Consider the following 19,138-nt stretch of genomic DNA (forward strand, 5'->3'; position numbering starts at 1 on the left):
GTAGCTACCATCGAGAAACTCCCCACAAATCAAAGAAGCCTCTGAATCGCAGATCAGGCGTCATGCCGTAAGTGTGGGAGCGGCGCACCGCTTACATCTATACCCCATCTCCAGTGGATGAGATTGGTCGTGGTGTATCTCCTCATCCCGCTGGTTTTATTGATCTGCGGCGGGGACCTCGGTTGGTGGCAGGCGTGGCTCTATTCCCTTCTGATCGTTGCGACTGGCATTGGTGGGCGCCTGTGGGCGGAACGGCGGCATCCCGGATTGACCGCCGAACGACAAAATATTGAGAATTACCAAAATGCAAAAGCTTGGGACAAAGTGCTCGCGCCACTGATGGCGGTGAGTATCGTATTCCCCCTTGTCATCGTGGCAGGGCTGGACCACCGTTACCATTGGTCGCCCGAATTTCCGTTATGGGTCAATGCCGTTGGCTTCATCTTGATCGCGCTCGGATATTTTTTAGGGGCATGGTCATTGGCCGAGAACCGCTTTTTCTACAGTGTGGTGCTCATTCAGACGGATCGGGGGCATGTGGTATGTGACAGTGGTCCGTATCGGTTTGTGCGGCATCCGGCCTATGCGGGAAGTATCTTCCCATTGTTCGGCATTGTTCTTGCTCTGGATTCGTTTTGGACCCTGTTTCCTGTGGCTGCGGCAACAATCATAACGGTACTCAGAACGGTACTTGAAGACCGAACCCTGCAAGACGAGTTGCCGGGCTATCGCGACTATGCACGTCGTGTGCGCTATCGGTTGCTTCCCGGGATATTCTGAGCATCCGTAATCATAGGCGTCCTGGGTCACGGGTGACGGTCAGCCGGTAAAGCAGTGCGCCGCCTGACAGGGGCGTTCACGGGCATACTCAATTAGGGGCTGGAACCCGAAGAATGCAGACATTGCCCAACAACCTGTTTGGCCGGATCGGTTTTTGTAGTAACCAGAAAATATGAAGCCGACGGTCACGACACTTGATACGCCTGAAGTGGAAACGCTCGACGTGGAAATTGTCGAGCGCAAAGGACTTGGGCACCCGGACAGCATTTGCGACGCCATTGCCGAACAATTCAGCCTTTCGCTTTGCCGTTTCTATCTGGATCGGTTCGGCCTCGTACTTCACCACAACGTCGACAAGGCCCTATTGTGGGGCGGTAGCGCACGCTCGGCCTTCGGTGGCGGCGAAGTGAAACAGCCTTTCGAGTTCTTTGTTGCGGGGCGCGCCACGGCCGAGTTCAAGGGTATCAAGGTGTCCGTCGAGGAATTGTTCCATGAAGCCGCAACGACCTGGCTGCGGCAGCACATGCACGCCCTCGACCCGACAACGGATGCGGTTTTCCATACTTTGACGAGGCCCGGTTCACCCGATCTGGTCGATCTGTTCCTGCGTCAACGTTCAGAGGGGGTTGCGCTGGCGAATGACACATCCCTCGGCGTCGGTTACGCGCCGCTGAGCGAGTTGGAAATGATCGTTTTGCGGCTAGAGCAGCATCTGAACTCACCATCTGTCAAAGCGGCCCATCCAGAGATCGGCGAAGACATCAAGATCATGGGCGTCCGAAAGGCTGGCATCATCCACCTGACGATCGGTTGTGCGTTCGTAGATCGTTTTGTGTCAGGCCTGCATGAATATTGCGCGGCAAAGACGCGTGTAGCCGAGATGGCCATGCAAATTGGCGGGCGCTTCTCCGACAGGGACATCGTGGTCAACGTCAACGCGGCCGACAACGTGGCCACTGAGAGTGTGTTTATGACTGTGACCGGAACGTCAGCGGAATCAGGCGACGATGGCGAAGCCGGGCGCGGAAACAGGGCAAACGGATTGATCACACCCTATCGCCCAATGACCATGGAATCGATCGCGGGCAAGAACCCAATCACCCACGTTGGAAAACTCTACAATCTTGCCGCTGGGCTGATCGCGCATGCACTTGTGGAAGAGATACCGGATGTCATCGAAGCACAGTGTTTCCTGGTCAGCGAGATCGGCAGGCCGGTCAACGAACCCCAGGCAGTGGATATCAAGTTGCGGCTGCGCGATCCTGCCCGGCTGCCGGATGCACGACACTTCGCGCAAGAAATAGCCGCGGATCAAATCTCTCGCCTTGATCAGATATGGTCACAGTCGTTGAACGGCGAGATTGGCTTCGATCGTTGGCCGCTGAAATAGGGCGAAAACCACAAAGGCAAAACCGCGATGGCATGGCAATCCGCCCATATTGTCAGAAATTGAGTTTAGACCCTCTCATGTACCTCAGGAACTCTTCTGTGGTTCGGTCAAGGTCAATGCACCCTCCCGCAACCAACTTTAATAAACAAAAACAGTCGCTTAAAGGCCGCCGCAAGGTGGCCTTTCGCTTTCCAGATACCACCGTGGAAGCACTGTGGAAGCACTGTGGAAGCAAACGGAACGTAAAAAGGGTGTGGCAGCAAGGCAACGCTAACGCCAGGGGTGGCAAAGCCCTTCACGAATCAACACACCCGCAATGTCCCGGCCATCTGGTAATTGGCAACTGCCAATCCATCGGTCATAGCTTTGCTCGCCAGTGAGACTGCAAGTGGGCGATCAGCATGTGAGCACGTGTTGTGCCGTTGCCGCATCTCAGGGCGATCCCGCGATGCTGCGTCCGTTTTTGGAGCGCGGTGTGCAGCCCGATGATGCGCTGGACGCGACGTTGGAAAATTTTGATACGCAAACGCTGAAGCTTCTACTGGAGCAAGGCGCAGATGTTCAGGCTGGCATTTGCGACAAAGCCCAGCGCCGAGAGCAGCTCAGCAAAGAACTGATCAAAATCGGCCTCGCGCGCAGCCGTGTCCTCCTCCTCCTTTACTGGTTTCCTTAAAGGTTCTCTTACAAGGTTAGTGTCCGGATTCCGGACACGGGTCTGGCCGTTTTCCGGACACGGGTCGGGGTCAAAATCGGACACGGCTCCCGCGTCCTTTCCATGTCCGGAATTCAGACACGGTTCGGCCGCGGCAGGGGTTTTGTCTGCCGTGTCGTCCGTTTCTGCGAAGGGAACTTCTGCATCATCATGCCCATGTCCGGTTTCCGGACACGGGGTTGGATCATTTGGTGTAAACCCCCGTTCGAACCCCAGAATGTAGCGCGTCGGCATCTGTCGCTTGGTGACGGGGTGAATAGGTGACCGGACAGGCCAAGACCTCCACCGTTCGCCATTTTCCGCGGGTCAGCACGCGTTCGTTGCCGACCACCACTGGGGGCATGTTAACTACTGAGAATAGCTCCTAGGGACGCTTCCGGTGGCAGTCCAAAGACAACCCAGCCCTCTATGTTTTCAAGCTTCAACCAAGTGACAATGGCTTTGTGCCTCCCGAACAGGACCGACATTGGCGCAGCCGTAATTGCTGCAGGTCATACCCGTGATTGTCCAAAATTCTCAGGTGGGCGCTACCGCAAATATGAGACCGATGCTTCCCGAGCCGTTCCGCCCAAACGCTACTGCCAGTGAAAGGTTAGGCGCCAAGATACGGGGCGCAGCGCGTTTTCAGGCAGCACGATCATCTGTCGTTTCCAAGAACTCTTTGAAGGAAATTACTCATAATTTCCCGGGATCGGTTGCTTCGACCCATTTTTGTTTGGCCTCAAATTCAGGCCCGTCATCATAGTGGCGGATCGCACCTGCTTCTTTGTGGCCTAGGATTAGCGCCCTTCTTCAAGCAACTTGATCGCATCGGTACCTTCCAGTTTGGCGTTGCCAAGACCGAAGTCGAAGGCAGATTCCCCCATCTCGGTCCTTGCAGCCGGATCAGCACCGGCTTCAAGTAACACCATGATCTGCTTCTCCGATCCAAACTTGGCGGCACCATGGATCGGGGTCCAATCATTAGCCGTTTGAGCATTCACCTCAGCCCCGGCATCCAGCAACAGCCTGATATTCTCCACCGATCCCGTGGCTGCAACGAAATGCAGCGGTGTCCGATCCAGTTGGTCTTTGGCATTCACGTCCGCCCCTGCCGAAAGCAAGGCCGCGACCACATCATGGTGCGCTCCAGCCACCCAGTGTAGGGCAGACTTTCCGACCTCATCTCGCGCGTTCACATCAATGCCTTGGTGGATCAACTGCTTAACGTCGGCTGGGGTCGCTGTCGCGTAGAAAACTGCGTCGCAGAGTTCAGCGCAGTCGCCATCTGCCGACACCGGACCAGCCGCGATGATCAACGCAGATACGATGGCAGAAATACCTTTTCTCATAACGGTTCTCCCCTCACTATCGCCAATCTTAGCACAGGAGCCAGAAAAACCCTTCGGCATAAATACATACGTAACAAACACTTATGCCAAACGAGCATTTCCATGAACATAAATGACTTTCGCTCCCAACCCCGCATCGAAGCGAACACCAGTGCGCGTGAATTGCCCGCTGTGGATCAAAGGGGCAGAGTCGACGCGGATGATGGTATATCTTATGCTCAATGCTGCAGGAAAAGACGGGGGCGAAGATGACTGATCCTCAGGTCGTGCTTGAAAGCACCCTGACTTGCCCGAAGTGCGGGCGCGTCGAGATAGAGACGATGCCAACCGACGCCTGCCAGTGGTTTTATGAATGCAAGTCGTGCGGTACGGTTTTGACGCCGAAGGAAGGTGACTGTTGCGTATTCTGTTATTACGTGACGGTGCCATGCCCACCCATACAGAAGGGCGATAGTTGCTGTGCTTAGTCGCTGAGATGTCTTTCGATCAGCGCCCAGTTGCCCTCAAAATCGGCGAGTTGAGCGAGGTGAACTGCCGTATGAGTTGACTGAGGATTCTTGGGGCGGATACCGCCGTGCTTGCCCAACCATGCGACATGATTGCCGTTCACCATCTGTTGTATCTGCGGCTGTTCCAAAATGAAGAAGCGATCTTCGCCTGCGGCGTTGCCGATGCTGACGAAGACGTAGATCAGATCGCCGTCAATATCCGGGTCGGCTGCCGCGCGTGACACCATCAGGCCGAGGAGTTGCATGTCGAGCATGCGTTTGTGTTCTTCTCGGCTCGCGGTTTTCACATCGTCCGGCACGACCCCAGATCGCATGGCGGTCAAATCATCGGCGATGACGTTCTCAACCACCCGCCACAAGGGGTGTGGCGGCCATCGGGACCGGTTACTGTCCGTTGACACTTCGCAGTACCGGACTTTTTCAAGGAACGCGGCATAGGCATCGCCTATCATCGCGTCGAGGTCGAACCAATTGCGGATTTCCCAACGCCTGCGCAATTGCTTGCTGCCCATGCGCAATTCGAACCGCCAGACCAGACTTTGATCGCGATCCTTGAGATCGAGCGGCGGTTTGCCTTGTTCGGCGCGGGTCTTGTTCCAGATCGTCAGCCATCCCAGGCGATCCGGATGGCGGGTTGATCGGCTCACTAACCGGTCGACACCTATTTGCCGATGCTTGACAAGGCGCTCCAGCCGGGCGGCTCGGGTTCAGCTCACTGACCCGACCGCAACGGGCCTTTGATCGGCTATGTTGCTGGCCGCTGAAACAGGGTATTCAGACAGAATGAATGCCCCCGCGATTCCCCTCGACGAGATGATCGTTTGTCCGCATTGCGATGCGGCCTATCGCCTTGAGCGTCCCGGCGCGGGCGAGCGGGCGGTTTGTCAGCGGTGTGGCACCGCCCTGATCACGCCACGCCGCAAGGCCGGGGTGCAGATCATCGCAGTGTCGCTGGCCGTTGGGATTCTGATCATCGCGGCGACGGTGTTTCCGTTTTTGTCGATCAATGCGGCCGGGACGAGCAATTCGGTCTCGATCCTTGATGCGGCTCTGGCCTTTAGTGACGGGCCGCTGATCGCGCTGTCGCTGACAACGGCGGCGCTTATCATCTTTGTGCCACTGGCGAGGGTGCTGTTGGCGATTTATGTGCTCGTGCCAATCGTGATGGATCGCCCGCCCGCGCGCGGTGCCGCGCAGGCGTTCCGCCTGTCAGAGGCGCTCAGACCCTGGTCGATGGCGGAAATCTTTGCAATCGGCTGTGCCGTGGCGCTGATCAAGATCAGTGACCTTGCCGATGTGACCTTTGGCCCGGCGTTCTGGATGTTCGCCGCGCTTGTTGTCCTTGTAGTGGTGCAGGATAATTTCCTGTGCAGGTGGTCAGTATGGAAATCGCTGGACAACACCCAGACATCATAAGCGCCCGTGACCTTGGTCTCGTGGCCTGCACGCGCTGTGCCAAGGTCTGGCCTGCGGGCACGCAGACCTGCGCGCGCTGCGGCAGCACGATCGTGTCCCGTGACGCCAAAAGCCTGCAACGGGTCTGGGCGCTCTGGCTTATGGGGGTGATGTGTTACGTGCCGGCCAATCTTTATCCGATGCTGCAAACCCGGACGCTTTTGAGCGTACAGGAAGACACCATCGTCGGCGGCGCGATCCAGCTTGTGCATCACGGCGCGGTCGGCATTGCCATCATCATTCTCGTGGCCAGCGTGGTGATCCCGCTTGGTAAATTCATGGCCATCGCATTCCTGGCGATTTCGGTGAAACGTGTTTCTGCGGTGTCCAAACACCAGCGTCAGCGGCTTTACGAGGTGGTCGAATATATCGGCCGCTGGTCGATGATTGACATCTTCGTGGTTGCGATCATGTCGTCGCTGGTGCAGTTGAACACATTGGCAGCCATCAATCCCGGCCGCGCGAGCCTGTTTTTCGCCCTGTCGGTGATCTTCACGATGCTCTCTGCCCAGGCGTTTGACAGCCGGATGATCTGGGATCTGCAATCCAAGCCCGAAGGATCACCTGCCGATGACTGAGACACCTCCTCGCGTTGCCATCGAGAATGTGCGCAAATCCTTGCTGTCGCGGGTCTCGATGGTCTGGGCGATCCCGTTTCTGGCGCTTGTGATTGCGCTTTTCGTCGCCTGGCAGGCCTTTGACGCGCGCGGCCCGTTGATCGAGATCGAATTCGCCGATGGCGCCGGGATCGCCAAGCGGCAGACCGAGCTTCGCTATCGCGATGTCAACGTCGGGCTGGTCGAGGATGTCACCTTTAGCAAAGATCTTGGCGCGGTGGTGGCGCATGTGCGCCTTGACAAGGCCGTCGCGCCCTATGTCGATGCGGGTTCGACCTTTTGGGTGGTGCAGCCGGAACTGACCACGCGTGGCATCAGCGGCCTCGATACCGTGCTGTCGGGCGTTTATATCGAAGGCTCCTGGGATAGTACCGTCGGCCCCGAACGGACCCGCTTCAAGGGCGCGGTCGAAGCGCCGCTTTACAAGTCGGACCAAAAGGGTCTGCAACTTGCGCTGCGCACCACGCCGGGCGGAACCATGACCGACAACAGCCCGATCCTTTTTCGCGGCATCGAAGTGGGGCGCGTCGGCAAGGCGCGGATTTCCCAGCAGGGCAATTTCGCGATTGCCGAGGCGATCATCTATGAAGAGTACAGCCGCCTGATTTCGCCCTCGACACGGTTCTGGGAAACCTCAGGTTTTACCTTTTCGGTCGGTCCGACGGGCGCGGAAATCGACTTTTCCTCTTTCGCGACGCTGGTCGGTGGCGGGCTGACCTTTGACACCTTCGTGTCGGGCGGCGATCCGGTTGGCGATGGCACCGTGTTCGAGGTTTTTGCCGACGAACCTTCGGCGCGCAACAGCCTGTTCAACGCCTCAGAGGTGGAAACCCTTGAAATGCGCGTGGTGTTCGAGGGCAATATCGCCGGTCTCGCCGTCGGTGCCCCGGTCGAGTTGAGCGGCCTTAAGATCGGCACGGTCCAGAGCGTGTCGGGTGTGATTGATGCCGATGCCTTTGGTGACAATCGCGTGCGGCTGAATGCGGTTCTGTCGATCCAGCCCGCCCGCCTTGGTCTTCAGGATGAGGTCACGCCCGAGGCGGCGCTACGGTTTCTTGCCGCCCGCATTCAAGAAGGGCTGCGCGCGCGGCTTGCCTCGGCCAGCCTGCTGACCGGCGGCCTCAAGATCGAACTGCTCCAGGTCGATGACGCCCCCCCGGCGCCGTTTCTGACCGGCGAGGGCATCGTGCCGATCATCCCGACGACCAAAAGCGAGATTTCCGATGCCGCCGCGACGGTCGAAGGTGTGTTCAACCGGATCAACAACCTGCCGATCGAAGAGCTTTTGAGCAGCGCGATTGAATTCCTCGACAGCGCCGAGGCCTTCGTGTCGGACGAGGATCTTCGCGAGACCCCGCAAGACCTGCGCGCGCTTTTGGGCGATGTGCGCGGTATCGTGACCTCGCAGGATGTGCAGAACATCCCCGTCACTCTGAACGCCGCGATTGGCCGGTTTGAAACGCTTCTGGCGCAGCTTGAAAAGGATCAGCTTGCAACCCGGCTTGCCGCCGCCGTCGATGCCGCCGCCGATGCGGCCAAGGGCGTGACCGCCTCTGTCGAAGGTGTACCCGCGCTCGTGACCGAGCTTGAGGCCGTCGCGGCCAAGGCCAGCGCACTGCCGCTTGACGCGTTGACGACACAGTTGACGGCGCTGACAGCCTCGGCGGATGAAATCCTTGGCACCGATGCGGCGCGCCAACTGCCAGCCGATCTTGGCGCGGCGCTCAAGGAGATCAACGCGACGCTGGCCGAATTGCGCCAGGGCGGTGCCGTGACCAATATCAATGCAACGCTCGACTCCACCCGGCAGGCCGCCGATGCGGTGGCGACCTCGACCCAGGACCTGCCGGCGCTTGTGGATCGCATCCGCCGCGTCTTTGATCAGGCCAGCGCCACCATCGCCGGCTATAACAAGGGCGAAACCCTGAGTCGCGACGCGCAGGCCGCGCTGCGCGATATCTCAAAGGCCGCCGATGCGATGACATCGCTGGCCCGCATGCTGGAACGCAATCCAGACGCACTTATACGGGGACGATGACCATGACCCTTCTCAAACCTGCCCTGATCGGGATGACCCTTGCCCTTGCCGCATGTGGCGCAGCGCCGGATCGTTACGCGGTGGCCACGCCCGAGGTGACCGAGAAACTTCGGATCGGGTTTCGTTCGGTCGAGGTGCGCGAGGTCTCCTTGCCGAGCTATGCCGCCGCCGATGAAATCGCGGTAGAGGATGCCAGCGGCAAGCTGGTCACCGATGGCACCGCCCTTTGGGCCGATTCACCCGAACGCGCCGTGGCGCTTGATCTGGCGCGCAACCTGTCGCGCCTGACCGGCGCGCGCGTCGCCTCGGCGCCCTGGCCGTTCGAGGCCTTCCCGGACGCCCGGCTTGAAACCCGGTTCGAGAGCCTCGTGGCCGGGGCCGACGGCCAATTCCGCGCCTCGGGCCAGTATTTTGTCGGCGTCAGCGATGGCGGGCGCGAGCGCTCGGGGCTGTTTGACCTTGCCGTGCCGTTTGACCCCGCTGGCGGGCCACAGGCGATTGCAAGGGCCCGCGGTCAGGTGATCCTTGATCTGGCCAGCCATATCGCCCGCAACGGGCTACGCTAGAGAGTATCGCGTTCATTTGAATTCACGCGACACCCTCTAACCTGTGCCAGGAGAATAGCCGAAATACTCTATTTCACGGGCAAACACGGACCGGACCTGTTTTGCGGCCGGGTTGTCGATATCGGCACCGTAAAATTGCTCAAGTGCGTGGCTGTTCTTGGGGCGGATTTCGCCCTTGGCCTTGATTCCACCAATCGTCACCTGAGGCAGCCCAACCAACTGTGTCACCGAGGAAAATTCTTCGGAAAGATTTTCGAATGACAGGATACGGTCCACCTGTGGGGCGCCGTTCTCCATGTAAGAGTCAAAATCCGAAAAGAAGCTGAGCCGCGGACTTTCGGCGAATTCCAAAAAGTTCGCTTCTTGCGATTTGGATTGGTCCACCGGGTGTTTTGAAATCCAGAAGAAAAACGCCGAAATTGCCTTGTCCCATGGGTTTCTTTCCACGCAAAATGAGAAATAACCTTGGGTTTCCGCCTTGAAGTGGGTTGAGACCACACTTGCGGGAAGATGCGGATTGCGGGCCCTGATCGCGCTGTCTTTTTCGCGCAGGGTGCGGACGAAGTCTCTGGAAAACCTCCGGTATTTCGGTTCGTGTTCGACAAGTGGGGATGCGAGATCACCAGATTCAAGAGACGGGGCAAGCGCGCATTCAATGGATGTGCCCGCCGTCTTCTTGGTTTTTACAAATACGAATTTGTGGCTATGTGAAATGATCATCTCTACCTGTTCCCGACCGCAGCCAGTCTTTTTGATAAACGATTAGCATGGGTCGCCTTTTGATTTCACCCGAAAACCGCCACGCGCCTCAGTTTCCCTTTGCGACCTTCCTTGCGAGCCTGTCTTTTAGATTTGAGTATTTCTGAAACGTAGGGGCCAGAACGCTGGCTTGTGACAAAGAGGTAATCGCGGGATCAATCTGACCTTGATTGCTCAGGCAATTTGCAAGGGCTGCGTGAAACGCCGGTGTTGAAGAATCCAGCGCCGCCGCCTGTTGATAGTGGTGCAAAGCTTCAGTGGGGTTATCTTGCTCTTCAAGATATCTGCCGAGCAAAAAGTGACCAAAAGGGTTTTGGTCTCCCATATCTACCAGCTTTCGCATCTGTCGGATTGCCCGGACCGGGCGGTTCGTCGCCCAGAGAACTTCTGCGCGCCGTTTGTTGACCAGAAAATCACCGGGGGCGGCTTCGAGCGCTTCTGCTGTCAGGTTCAGTGCCGCCCTCGGTCTGCCCAGATAGGACTGCAGAAGGCCGCGAAAACTATCAAATCCCGGATCAGGCGAGGTCTGGGCGACCAATGTCCGAAGACGTTTGAGGCGTTTGACATCCAACAGCAGACGTTGCGCCTTTCGGTCCAATACGCAGTAGCGCCATTCAATGGTCAAAAGAGAAAAATCAATAACCTTCTGCTTGATGATTTTTCGCTGAAGACTCAGGATATCACGCTGAATATAAGGCAGCCGCTGCGACCTCAGAAGGTTGATATCAAAGGGAAGGTCCGGCCCGGATTTGAGCCGGTGCCGTTCCAGCAATGCGGAACCGGTCACAATGACATCCGGCAGGTGCGGCTTGGCCCAAAAGGCGCGAAGCCAAAGCCGCCGTGCGCCGACGGAATTTCCCAAAGCGGCTTCGACGTGGGATAAAAGAGCCATCGCCGAGGCGTGATCCTCTTTCCACAAATCCGGAGAGGCCAGGGCGCGATCAATATTGAATTTCGCTTCCTGCCATTTCGACAGATAGATACAGTTTATGGCATGCAAAATCGGAAGAAACGCATTGTCAGCGCCCGCGTCCAGCAAGGCCTTGCCAATCTCATATCCTTCCTGCTCCCTGTCATGCATCGCCAGATGGCGGGACAAACGCGAAAAGACATGGGCGGCCTCGCTCAGGCTGACAAAGTTTTTCAACCCACCGTGAAACCGATCCGCGACCCGGTCATAGGCTTCATTGATCTTTGCCGGCTCAAGGACATCAACGAACCGAAGCCGGTCCCGGCCACTAAGCCGGGCCGCCGCACTGCTGAAGGCGCTGATGACGGGGGCCACGATCTTTTCCGTGCGCGACATCGCATAAAGCTCAAGAAAATCCTGCTGGCAGGGCGTGCACTCTGTGCTGCTGATCAGCTCTTTGATCCCGCGCACATTCTTGTGCTCTTTCTGAAGGCGGCCAATGCATTCATCGAGATCAGAAAACACCAATGCGGTATCAGGTTTCTCAACTTCGAGGTGTTTCAGGTAGAGCTCGTCAGGTTCAATTTTCGAGGGCCACATGCCGTGTTTCCATGGCGCCTCATTAAGGATATCGCCGCGCCGCACGTGATAGGATACCGACCCCGACGAGCTTGTCGAAACCGCCCGGTCGATTTCATCCATTTTGCTTCGCACCAGAGGATTAAGGCCAATGCTCTCGATAAATTTCGGGTAGCGCTCGGCGATTTTCTCCTGATTTTCCCAAGGGAAAATGGCAATCTCAAATCCCTCTTCCAAAAGAATATGCTGCCCGGATTCAAGATGCGTCATCAGGCGATCCGGCGATTTGTCCTGAAAGAACGCATGCAGCGGCAGCGCGCCGTCGCGGATGGCTTCGTAGTCGTCATTCGAGATGAAATGACGCTCCATATAAGCTGCCGAGAACAGATCCTCGGGCTGCGCCAGTTTCGGGGCAGCGGCGTTTCGTGGAAACCAATTGATAAGATAATCAAAGCCGAAATCTTCGGAAAGCCGAATGCAGTTGAGGATCATCAGCAAGCGAGCACCCAATTGATCGCGGCGCAGACAAATGAAATGGCCGCGTTTCTGGGTTTCCACGGTATTCATGCTTGAAACAGATGTACCTTGTAGCATTGTTGATTTGTGTAGTGTAATTCAAACGGAATTGTTCAGAAAGACCCTCATTCATGCCGTCGCCGGAAACCTCTTTCGTTATAGTTTCTTACGTTTCAGAGGCGACACCGGACCTTGAGAGATGGCTGATATACCATCTGTCTCTGGGCGTTGAGAAAGTCATCGTTTATCAGCCCCCCCGCCTGTTCAGGCAACCGTCTGATATGGCGGTTTTTGAAAACGCGGGGCGCGTCCTGCGCAGGCCGTCGCAGATAGATGTCGGCGCGCCGCTGAAGTCTGCAATCGTCTCGGCCATGTCCGAGCAGGACTTTTCAGATGACACCCTGATGGTGGCTCTGAATGTGGGCGAATACCTCAGTATCGGAGCCGGGTTTCGCCCTGTTGCGCGAGAGGTTGCAGAGCTTTCAGCGCCGTTTGCGGCCTGGGCATTGCCCTTGCTCAAACCCCAGGATGCGTCGATCCTAGAGGCGGGTGAACAGGGCGATATGGAATTTCGGACCATTTTCCGTGCGGGCGCCTTTCGTGGCCATAACGGCGAACGGCCAGTGGTTGCGTTGAATGAGCAAGACTGTCTCTGGCTGAACGGGGCGGGCCGCAAGATTGATCCGGACCGTGCCTTTTGGAGGCCCGCCGAAGAGGTGCCCGACGACGCCCTTGGCCTTGTGATCAAGTTTTCAGAGGATGTTGACCCGCTGCTCTTTGATGAGGACTCGCGTGGGGCGCTGACCCTGGCCTATGCCGACCGCCAGATTGCGCAGGGGGTGAGCGAAGACCAGCTTCGCGCCCTGGGCCGGGCTGGCACAGCGCGCGCAAACGTTCCCAACCCGCCTTGTGCAAGCCATGACCGCCCTGAGACACCAAAAGCCACGCAACCGCCCGAGAGCGTCGGGGCGGACGCGCAATACTGCCCTGAGTGGTACCGCGAGATTGGCCCCGGTGGCACTGTGCCCGGCTTTTTCCGGCGGCTCGACCACCACAGCCTCGTGTTTATTCGGCGCCCCTCTGATACTCTTGTGATAACGTTTGACAACCTTTCGGCCGTCAACGACCTGTCACCGCAACGCGGGCCATGGGCCTATAAGGTTTTGCGCCAGGAGGGGTGCGCGCATCTTGGCGTGCTCGCGCATCGCAAAGACTGGTTCCGAGAGCCGAACCTGATCGCGGCGCTGGTGGAGATGCGGGATCAGGGCGTATTTAAGGCCTACACGAATGTCATCTTGTCGGGCACCTCGATGGGCGGTTTTGCGGCTCTGGCCTTTTCCTCGCTTTGTCCGGGCGCGCGGGTCTTGTCGTTTAGCCCGCAATCGACACTGGATGAGGAAATCGTGCCCTGGGAAACGCGCTTTGGCATGGGCCGGATGAGAAACTGGCGGTTGCCGTTTTCGGATGCCGCGTTTGAAATCGAGGGTGCCGAGCAGGTTATTGTCGTCTCCGACCCCTATTTCAAACTGGACCAATGGCATGTGGATCGCCTGACAACCCCGAATGTCATAAAGCTCAAGGCGTGGTTTTCAGGTCATTTCTCGCCGGTTTTTCTGCATCGCGCCGATCTTTTAAAGCCGGTGATGACAAAAATGATAAGAGGTACATTGACGGAAGATGCCTTCTATCAGCTATACCGGGACCGAAGGAAACTCCCTTGGTACAAGCGGTCCTTGGAAGAGACGCTCGTGCAAAAGGGACACAAAGAATTAGCTTCGAGGGTTGGCCCCGCGTTTCGACGGGCCAAAACGGCAACGAAGTAATTGAGGCAGTAAAGACGAGGTGGAACCGTGTCAGATGGACTAGTCTATGAGTTGAATGGCGTCAGCCTACCGCATGATGACGCCATAATAACCCCCCAGGTGGCCGCGGCGTTGAAACGCGGAAACTATGAACGCCCCGAAGTTCTTGCCACGCCCAAGTTCCTGGAGCCGGAGGATCGCGTTCTGGAGCTGGGCGCGGGCATTGGCTATATTTCCTCTTATGTCGCCAAGGTTATCGGCGTGGCCCATGTCACCTGTGTCGAGGCCAACCCGATGCTGGCCGACTATATCCGCCGGATGCACGAGATGCAGGGCCTCAGCAATACAAGCGTCAAGAATTGTGTGGCTGTTCCGGGGGGGGCAAAACTTGCGCCTGAAAAAGAGGTCGATTTCTACATAAGAGAGCCTTTTTGGTCATCTTCTCTCGACGAGGGCCGGGATGTTGTTTCGGTCGCCCGGATACCACAGGAATACCTGTCAGACTTGATCCGGGAAGCCGACGCGACGGCCCTGATCGTTGATATCGAGGGCGGCGAGCGGGATATTTTTCAGGGCGGCGACCTCGGCACTGTTCGCAAGATTTATGTCGAGCTGCACACCCGCTATATTCGACCAAAGGGCATCAAGGCCTGCTTTGATGCCTTGTCCGAGCAAGGGTTTTACTATGATCAGCGCGTTTCGCATGGCGGCGTGGTGCTGTTTCGCAAACTGTGAGTGCCGGTGATCGCCGGAATCGGGGGCCGAGATGAAATTATATGACGTTGCCAGTCTCTGGATCGGGCCGGAACTGACCTGGATGGAGCAGATTTGCCTTCTGTCGTTTGTCGAGAACGGGCATCGCACCATTCTTTATGTCTACGACGAGGTGAAATCGATCCCCGAGGGCGTTGAAGTGCGTGATGCCCGTGAAATCATGCCAACGGACGAGATTATCTATCACGCCAACACAGGGAGCCCGGCCTTTCACTCAGATGTGTTTCGTCTCAGGCTGTTGGATCAAACCGACTATCTGTGGATCGACACCGATGCCTATTGCCTGAAGCCCTTTGAAATACCGGATCACGGGTTCTTTTTCGGCTGGGGCACTGACAAACGGCGGATCATCTGTTCCGGCGTTATGGGGCTGCCGAAAAGCTCAAAAATACTGCAATCCATGCTGGAGCTTACAAGGGACGAATACCCGGTGCCGCCGTGGGCGCCCGCAAAGAGACAGGACGAGCTTCGGCGTTTGAAAGAGGCTGGAAACGGGGTTCATATGTCCTTGATGCCCTGGGGTATCTGCGGCCCGGAGGCCCTGCATTTCTTTGCGCATCAATCCGGCGAGGTGGAGCATGCCTTTGACGGGCCTGTGCTATATCCGGTGCCCTTTTCCGCAACCCGATCGTTTCACCGCCCGCATTTGAAAAAAGCCGTTTGCGAGGCGATCACTGATGAGACGATCTCGGTCCATTTTTACGGCCGACGGTTTCGGAACATTTTCGCGCTGAGTGACGGGCTGCCGCTGGAGGGGTCCTATGCCGATGACATATGCAGGAAACATGGGGTCGATCCGTCACTGACAGCCCATTTGTTTGTAAGAAAAGAGCCGGGGACCTAGGGCAAACGCCCTGATCCCTGCTCGTCGTATGGAAGTGAAAACGCCGATGGAGCCACCGCAGTTTGTTATCTTCACCACGATGAAGAACGAAGGCCCGTTCATGCTTGAATGGGTCGCACATAACCTGTCGCTCGGCTTTGATGGCATCGTCATTTACACGAACGATTGCGTCGATGGCACCGATCTGATCGCCCGCCGACTAGAGGAGCTGGGCCTTGCCAGCCACGTCAACAATCCGGTCAAAGTCAGGGGAAACCCACAGCATCAGGCTCTGAGACGCGCACGCAACCATCCCATGATCAAGAATGCCTCCTGGTTGATGTGCCTTGATGCGGATGAGTTTATCAACATCACCGTGGGCGAACGCACGATCCAGTCTTTGATCGAGCACACCGGGCCTGCGGATGCGATATCCATGGCGTGGCGGCTATTTGGCTGTGGCGGCGTGGAAGAATACAGCGACACGCCGATCACAGAACAGTTTACCCTGGCGGATCACCCGACTGAATACGCGTCCGGGCGGGCCTATGGTCTGAAAACCCTGTTTCGCAATAACGGCAGTTTTGGCAGGTTTGGCCCGCACCGCCCCAAAGACACGCCAGAAGACAGGTTGGCAGACCTGAAGTGGAGCGATGGCGGTGGCCGGCTTTTCCCCGCAGAAAAGGTCGGGTGGCGTGCCTGGCCCGGATTTGACCATAGCTTTGGACGAATTCACCACTATTCGGTGCGATCCGTCGAAAGCTTTATGGTCAAGCGCGATAGAGGCCGGACAAACCACATTGACGTCGATCAGGCCGAGACCTACTGGCGGGATATGAATATCAACAAGGTGGAAGACAAAAGCATTCTTCCCCTGGCGCAGAGATCAAGGCCGATGCTGAAAAAGCTGCTGGATGATCCGGTCCTCAAGGCCTTGCACCGGGATGCTTGCGAGTGGCATGTTGCAAAGATTGCAGACTTGCAAGCCAGAGAAGATTGGGAGCCGTTTCGCAAATGGCTTTATGAAAACAAGCTATCTGTGAAATGAACTGACGTAAACGGGCGGGGCCTAAGCGATGAATTCCAAGAATGATCTGGCGCCGGTGAAGGCTGGCTTGCGTGCCGTTGAGATTGTAAAATCACGGTTCAAGCGTTTGCCGCGCGGCGTCATTCAGATAGGGGCGCACAATGGCCGCGAAGTGCCCAGGCTTTCGCGATCCGGCGTGACCAAAGCGGTTTTCATAGACCCGCTTGATGAAACTTTTGGCCAGCTTGAAGAACGGGTGTCTCAAATTGAGGGCTATGAGGCCATTAAGGCGCTGATCGGGGATGACGACGGCAAAAGCGTCACGTTCAAAGTCTCAAGCAATACCGGCGAGTCGTCGAGCTTTCTTGAACCTAAAGATCACACCAAAATCAAACCCAATATTCATTTTGAAGAAAAGCGGTCGATGACATTGCGCTCACTCGACAAGCTTTTGCCTGAGAAGGGCATCGTTCCCGAAGACTACGATATGATGTTTATCGACACGCAGGGGGCGGAAAAACATGTCATTCTGGGCGCTCTCAATACGTTGAAGTCGATCGACTTTATCTGGATGGAAGTCAGCATCGGCGATATTTACGAGGGTGACATGCCGATTTCCCGTTTCGTTGTATTTCTTGAGGCTCTTGGTTTTGAACTCGGGCATTGCGAACTTAAGCGTCTTGGCTGGGGCGATGCCCTGTTTGTGCGCAGATCCGTTTTTTCCAATCAGAAGCGCACATCAGAGTAAACCTCGGCCTTTCTTGCGATCATCGAAAAGTACCGTGCCGAAGATATTTTAAAGACAGATGCGCTCGGATAATGGCTAAGCTCCTGCATTTGATCGAAACTCGGCCTGCATCCAGACCCGGATGCCCATTGAGTGCAGGCGCATTTCGGGGCCGAGCTATTTCATACAAGGGATTTCTCGATCCGTGTTCTGAAATCTGACCGGGCTGGAAACCGCTCTGAATGTATCGCCAAAAGCTGGCGCGTCTTTTCCTGATCCTCGGGATCACGGCTTGTGAGAGAGATCAGCCGTTGCAAAATCAGGGGTTTATGGGGCGCGAGCGTCACCAGTTCCTCAAGCGCATCGGCCGCCAGCTTGACATGCGCGCTCTTTTGCAGGGTTTCCACGATCTGGGCCAATAGCGTCTCTTGTCCTGAGAACAACGCGCGGTTCTGCGAGAATAGCCCGGCCAGTTCATCACCTTCGCCAAGTTTCATCAGCAACCGTGCCGTCGCAAAGGTGGCCTCGGTTGTCATCGAAGTGCCCTGATAGGTTCCGGGAACATCGAAATCAGGAGCGTAGTTCACCAGCACATTGGACATGATCCGCGCGACAACGTCCGGAGATACATGCCGATAGTCGCCCCTGGCCCAGCAAATCTCAGGGTTGGACAATGTCACGAATTCATAGGACGGAAAGTAATCGACATCCGGTTTTCCGGCGACAAATGTCTCCGCCGCAGCGCGCTGAACCGATTTCGAGTAGGTATTGGCCACCAGAACATCCACATCCCGGAATGTCGACACGAGCGGCACAGGGGACACGGTCAACAGCATCTTGAGCGGCTTTTCACGGTGTTTTTTCAAAAGCACGTAAATGTCTTCCAGCGCCTGACGCACATCTTCAAATCCCAGCACGCGAAATTCAAACCGATCCGGAAACTTTGCACAAAGGCGCGGCGGGGGGGCGATGTTCAGATAAAGATCAAGCTCTTTGTCATACCAGGTTTCGACATATCCCAGAGTAATGATGACAACATCCGCCGTGATGACCTGTGCCATCGCATCCAGATACCGCGCGCGCATATCCATGATGTCCGCGAGGGGATAGGGCAACCTGATAAGCCCCAGCTGCGGGTCGCAATAGACCTCATCGCTGACCGGATAGATGATGTCCTCACCGGGAAAGCTGTCTCTGTCCAGCGCCCATCTCAGGTCATTCAGGATAGAGGATGCGTTGTATTTATTAAGGAAATTAGATGCGGCACCCACATTCTGGCCGATCGTTCCGAGGTCGATCTGACGGCTGAGGACATTCATTCCAGCCCGGTGCAAGGCCCCCTCAAGGTTTCTGGCAAAGCAGGAGCCAATCGCGAAAACCGAATCTGTCTTGCCAATTGAAAATGTCGGCGAGACCGACGGAGAGACCAAAGGATAGAGCCGTTCGCCGCCTGCGTCGGGGGCGGGATATCGCCGCAGAGTATTCTTTCGGGCATTTTCAAAAGCCTGACTGGATGTGCTCGAATACACTGCGTTAGATGTCATGTGCGGTTCCGGGTTCTGGGCTGGATCTCGCTTGTAACGAGACAGGACACACAAAAGCCAATCTGGCCTGGGCGAACCTGTCTCGTTTATCTGAGATCAAATGGTAGGGCATAAAGGAAGCGGGATTTCATGACCTGACCATGAATGAACGCAGAGCGTGAATCAACTCCTGACCGAAGCGGCGAGGGGGCGCGCACCAGCGGGTCGCACCATGGCCAGACGTGAAAGCGAACCGGCCAGCGGGGCGTTCACCGTCAGCGACGGCGTTCTCAAAGGCGC

The 19,138-nt window shown here is 56.7% G+C and carries 19 protein-coding genes; 14 read left to right on the plus strand and 5 right to left on the minus strand.

Annotated features, from left to right (window positions below):
* The first annotated feature begins 117 nt into the window (after nt 1–117).
* From BUB78_RS17535 to BUB78_RS17545, 3 genes are all read left to right on the plus strand, one after another.
* On the plus strand, nt 118–780 hold the full coding sequence (locus BUB78_RS17535; RefSeq protein ID WP_073200374.1) for a methyltransferase family protein: 663 nt from the start codon (nt 118–120) through the stop codon (nt 778–780).
* 172 nt (nt 781–952) lie between these two features.
* Nucleotides 953–2,170, plus strand: coding sequence for a methionine adenosyltransferase (locus tag BUB78_RS17540; RefSeq protein WP_073200375.1), 1,218 nt, complete (start codon nt 953–955; stop codon nt 2,168–2,170).
* Between the two features lie 448 nt (nt 2,171–2,618).
* The gene (locus BUB78_RS17545) at nt 2,619–2,843 is read left to right on the plus strand and encodes a hypothetical protein (protein ID WP_220084028.1); all 225 of its coding nucleotides are present in this window, start codon (nt 2,619–2,621) and stop codon (nt 2,841–2,843) included.
* 818 nt (nt 2,844–3,661) lie between these two features.
* On the opposite strand, the gene BUB78_RS17550 is transcribed toward BUB78_RS17545, so the two are convergent.
* Entirely contained in the window at nt 3,662–4,213 is a 552-nt protein-coding gene (locus BUB78_RS17550) for an ankyrin repeat domain-containing protein (protein WP_170865101.1), read from the minus strand.
* Nucleotides 4,214–4,461: 248 nt separating this feature from the next.
* On the opposite strand from BUB78_RS17550, the gene BUB78_RS21295 reads away from it, so the two are divergent.
* Entirely contained in the window at nt 4,462–4,680 is a 219-nt protein-coding gene (locus BUB78_RS21295; RefSeq protein WP_073200408.1) for a GDCCVxC domain-containing (seleno)protein, read from the plus strand.
* On the opposite strand, the gene BUB78_RS17560 is transcribed toward BUB78_RS21295, so the two are convergent.
* On the minus strand, nt 4,677–5,369 hold the full coding sequence (locus tag BUB78_RS17560; protein WP_073200378.1) for a hypothetical protein: 693 nt from the start codon (nt 5,367–5,369) through the stop codon (nt 4,677–4,679). The two genes, BUB78_RS21295 and BUB78_RS17560, sit on opposite strands and share 4 nt — an antisense overlap.
* A 136-nt stretch (nt 5,370–5,505) precedes the next feature.
* On the opposite strand from BUB78_RS17560, the gene BUB78_RS17565 reads away from it, so the two are divergent.
* The 4 genes from BUB78_RS17565 to BUB78_RS17580 are packed head-to-tail and all read left to right on the plus strand — an operon-like array spanning nt 5,506 to nt 9,398.
* A complete protein-coding gene (locus tag BUB78_RS17565) occupies nt 5,506–6,138 on the plus strand; it encodes a paraquat-inducible protein A (RefSeq protein ID WP_084732937.1) in 633 nt (210 codons plus the stop codon).
* Nucleotides 6,105–6,755, plus strand: coding sequence for a paraquat-inducible protein A (locus BUB78_RS17570; protein ID WP_073200382.1), 651 nt, complete (start codon nt 6,105–6,107; stop codon nt 6,753–6,755). Before BUB78_RS17565 ends, BUB78_RS17570 begins: the two co-directional genes overlap by 34 nt.
* Nucleotides 6,748–8,832 (plus strand): PqiB family protein, encoded by a 2,085-nt coding sequence (locus BUB78_RS17575; RefSeq protein WP_073200384.1) that lies wholly within the window; start codon nt 6,748–6,750, stop codon nt 8,830–8,832. The genes BUB78_RS17570 and BUB78_RS17575 overlap by 8 nt, the downstream gene beginning before the upstream one ends.
* A 2-nt stretch (nt 8,833–8,834) precedes the next feature.
* The gene (locus BUB78_RS17580; RefSeq protein WP_073200409.1) at nt 8,835–9,398 is read left to right on the plus strand and encodes a PqiC family protein; all 564 of its coding nucleotides are present in this window, start codon (nt 8,835–8,837) and stop codon (nt 9,396–9,398) included.
* Nucleotides 9,399–9,434: 36 nt separating this feature from the next.
* On the opposite strand, the gene BUB78_RS17585 is transcribed toward BUB78_RS17580, so the two are convergent.
* Nucleotides 9,435–10,118: a sulfotransferase family 2 domain-containing protein gene (locus tag BUB78_RS17585; protein ID WP_073200386.1), complete on the minus strand. Its 684-nt coding sequence runs from the start codon at nt 10,116–10,118 to the stop codon at nt 9,435–9,437.
* Between the two features lie 88 nt (nt 10,119–10,206).
* Nucleotides 10,207–11,712 (minus strand): tetratricopeptide repeat protein, encoded by a 1,506-nt coding sequence (locus BUB78_RS20765; RefSeq protein WP_220084029.1) that lies wholly within the window; start codon nt 11,710–11,712, stop codon nt 10,207–10,209.
* Here BUB78_RS20765 and BUB78_RS20985 point away from each other — a divergent pair.
* The 6 genes from BUB78_RS20985 to BUB78_RS17615 all read left to right on the plus strand — a co-directional run bounded on the left by BUB78_RS20985 (nt 11,671) and on the right by BUB78_RS17615 (nt 17,336).
* Nucleotides 11,671–12,219, plus strand: coding sequence for a hypothetical protein (locus tag BUB78_RS20985; RefSeq protein ID WP_220084030.1), 549 nt, complete (start codon nt 11,671–11,673; stop codon nt 12,217–12,219). The genes BUB78_RS20765 and BUB78_RS20985 overlap by 42 nt on opposite strands.
* A gap of 224 nt (nt 12,220–12,443) precedes the next feature.
* Nucleotides 12,444–13,985: a hypothetical protein gene (locus BUB78_RS17595; RefSeq protein ID WP_073200390.1), complete on the plus strand. Its 1,542-nt coding sequence runs from the start codon at nt 12,444–12,446 to the stop codon at nt 13,983–13,985.
* A 27-nt stretch (nt 13,986–14,012) separates the two neighbouring features.
* Nucleotides 14,013–14,699: an FkbM family methyltransferase gene (locus tag BUB78_RS17600; protein ID WP_084732939.1), complete on the plus strand. Its 687-nt coding sequence runs from the start codon at nt 14,013–14,015 to the stop codon at nt 14,697–14,699.
* A 31-nt stretch (nt 14,700–14,730) separates the two neighbouring features.
* Nucleotides 14,731–15,582 (plus strand): hypothetical protein, encoded by an 852-nt coding sequence (locus BUB78_RS17605; RefSeq protein ID WP_073200392.1) that lies wholly within the window; start codon nt 14,731–14,733, stop codon nt 15,580–15,582.
* A 28-nt stretch (nt 15,583–15,610) separates the two neighbouring features.
* A complete protein-coding gene (locus tag BUB78_RS17610; RefSeq protein WP_073200393.1) occupies nt 15,611–16,609 on the plus strand; it encodes a glycosyltransferase family 2 protein in 999 nt (332 codons plus the stop codon).
* A gap of 28 nt (nt 16,610–16,637) precedes the next feature.
* Nucleotides 16,638–17,336, plus strand: coding sequence for an FkbM family methyltransferase (locus BUB78_RS17615; protein WP_073200394.1), 699 nt, complete (start codon nt 16,638–16,640; stop codon nt 17,334–17,336).
* 161 nt (nt 17,337–17,497) lie between these two features.
* Here BUB78_RS17615 and BUB78_RS17620 read toward each other — a convergent pair whose 3' ends face one another.
* Complete coding sequence (locus BUB78_RS17620) at nt 17,498–18,859, minus strand: GSCFA domain-containing protein (RefSeq protein WP_073200395.1); 1,362 nt, start codon at nt 18,857–18,859, stop codon at nt 17,498–17,500.
* Nucleotides 18,860–19,138 lie beyond the last annotated feature (279 nt).

The organism is Roseovarius marisflavi, from assembly GCF_900142625.1.
Lineage (GTDB): Bacteria > Pseudomonadota > Alphaproteobacteria > Rhodobacterales > Rhodobacteraceae > Roseovarius > Roseovarius marisflavi.

What these genes read in the sequence shown, in the direction of transcription:
- BUB78_RS17535 (WP_073200374.1), top strand. Translation starts at nt 118, where the DNA reads ATGAGATTGGTCGTGGTGTATCTCCTCATCCCGCTGGTTTTATTGATC.
- BUB78_RS17540 (WP_073200375.1), top strand. Translation starts at nt 953, where the DNA reads ATGAAGCCGACGGTCACGACACTTGATACGCCTGAAGTGGAAACGCTC.
- BUB78_RS17545 (WP_220084028.1), top strand. Translation starts at nt 2,619, where the DNA reads ATGCTGCGTCCGTTTTTGGAGCGCGGTGTGCAGCCCGATGATGCGCTG.
- BUB78_RS17550 (WP_170865101.1), bottom strand. Translation starts at nt 4,213, where the DNA reads ATGAGAAAAGGTATTTCTGCCATCGTATCTGCGTTGATCATCGCGGCT.
- BUB78_RS21295 (WP_073200408.1), top strand. Translation starts at nt 4,462, where the DNA reads ATGACTGATCCTCAGGTCGTGCTTGAAAGCACCCTGACTTGCCCGAAG.
- BUB78_RS17565 (WP_084732937.1), top strand. Translation starts at nt 5,506, where the DNA reads ATGAATGCCCCCGCGATTCCCCTCGACGAGATGATCGTTTGTCCGCAT.
- BUB78_RS17570 (WP_073200382.1), top strand. Translation starts at nt 6,105, where the DNA reads ATGGAAATCGCTGGACAACACCCAGACATCATAAGCGCCCGTGACCTT.
- BUB78_RS17575 (WP_073200384.1), top strand. Translation starts at nt 6,748, where the DNA reads ATGACTGAGACACCTCCTCGCGTTGCCATCGAGAATGTGCGCAAATCC.
- BUB78_RS17580 (WP_073200409.1), top strand. Translation starts at nt 8,835, where the DNA reads ATGACCCTTCTCAAACCTGCCCTGATCGGGATGACCCTTGCCCTTGCC.
- BUB78_RS17585 (WP_073200386.1), bottom strand. Translation starts at nt 10,118, where the DNA reads ATGATCATTTCACATAGCCACAAATTCGTATTTGTAAAAACCAAGAAG.
- BUB78_RS17595 (WP_073200390.1), top strand. Translation starts at nt 12,444, where the DNA reads ATGGCGGTTTTTGAAAACGCGGGGCGCGTCCTGCGCAGGCCGTCGCAG.
- BUB78_RS17605 (WP_073200392.1), top strand. Translation starts at nt 14,731, where the DNA reads ATGAAATTATATGACGTTGCCAGTCTCTGGATCGGGCCGGAACTGACC.
- BUB78_RS17610 (WP_073200393.1), top strand. Translation starts at nt 15,611, where the DNA reads ATGGAAGTGAAAACGCCGATGGAGCCACCGCAGTTTGTTATCTTCACC.
- BUB78_RS17615 (WP_073200394.1), top strand. Translation starts at nt 16,638, where the DNA reads ATGAATTCCAAGAATGATCTGGCGCCGGTGAAGGCTGGCTTGCGTGCC.
- BUB78_RS17620 (WP_073200395.1), bottom strand. Translation starts at nt 18,859, where the DNA reads ATGACATCTAACGCAGTGTATTCGAGCACATCCAGTCAGGCTTTTGAA.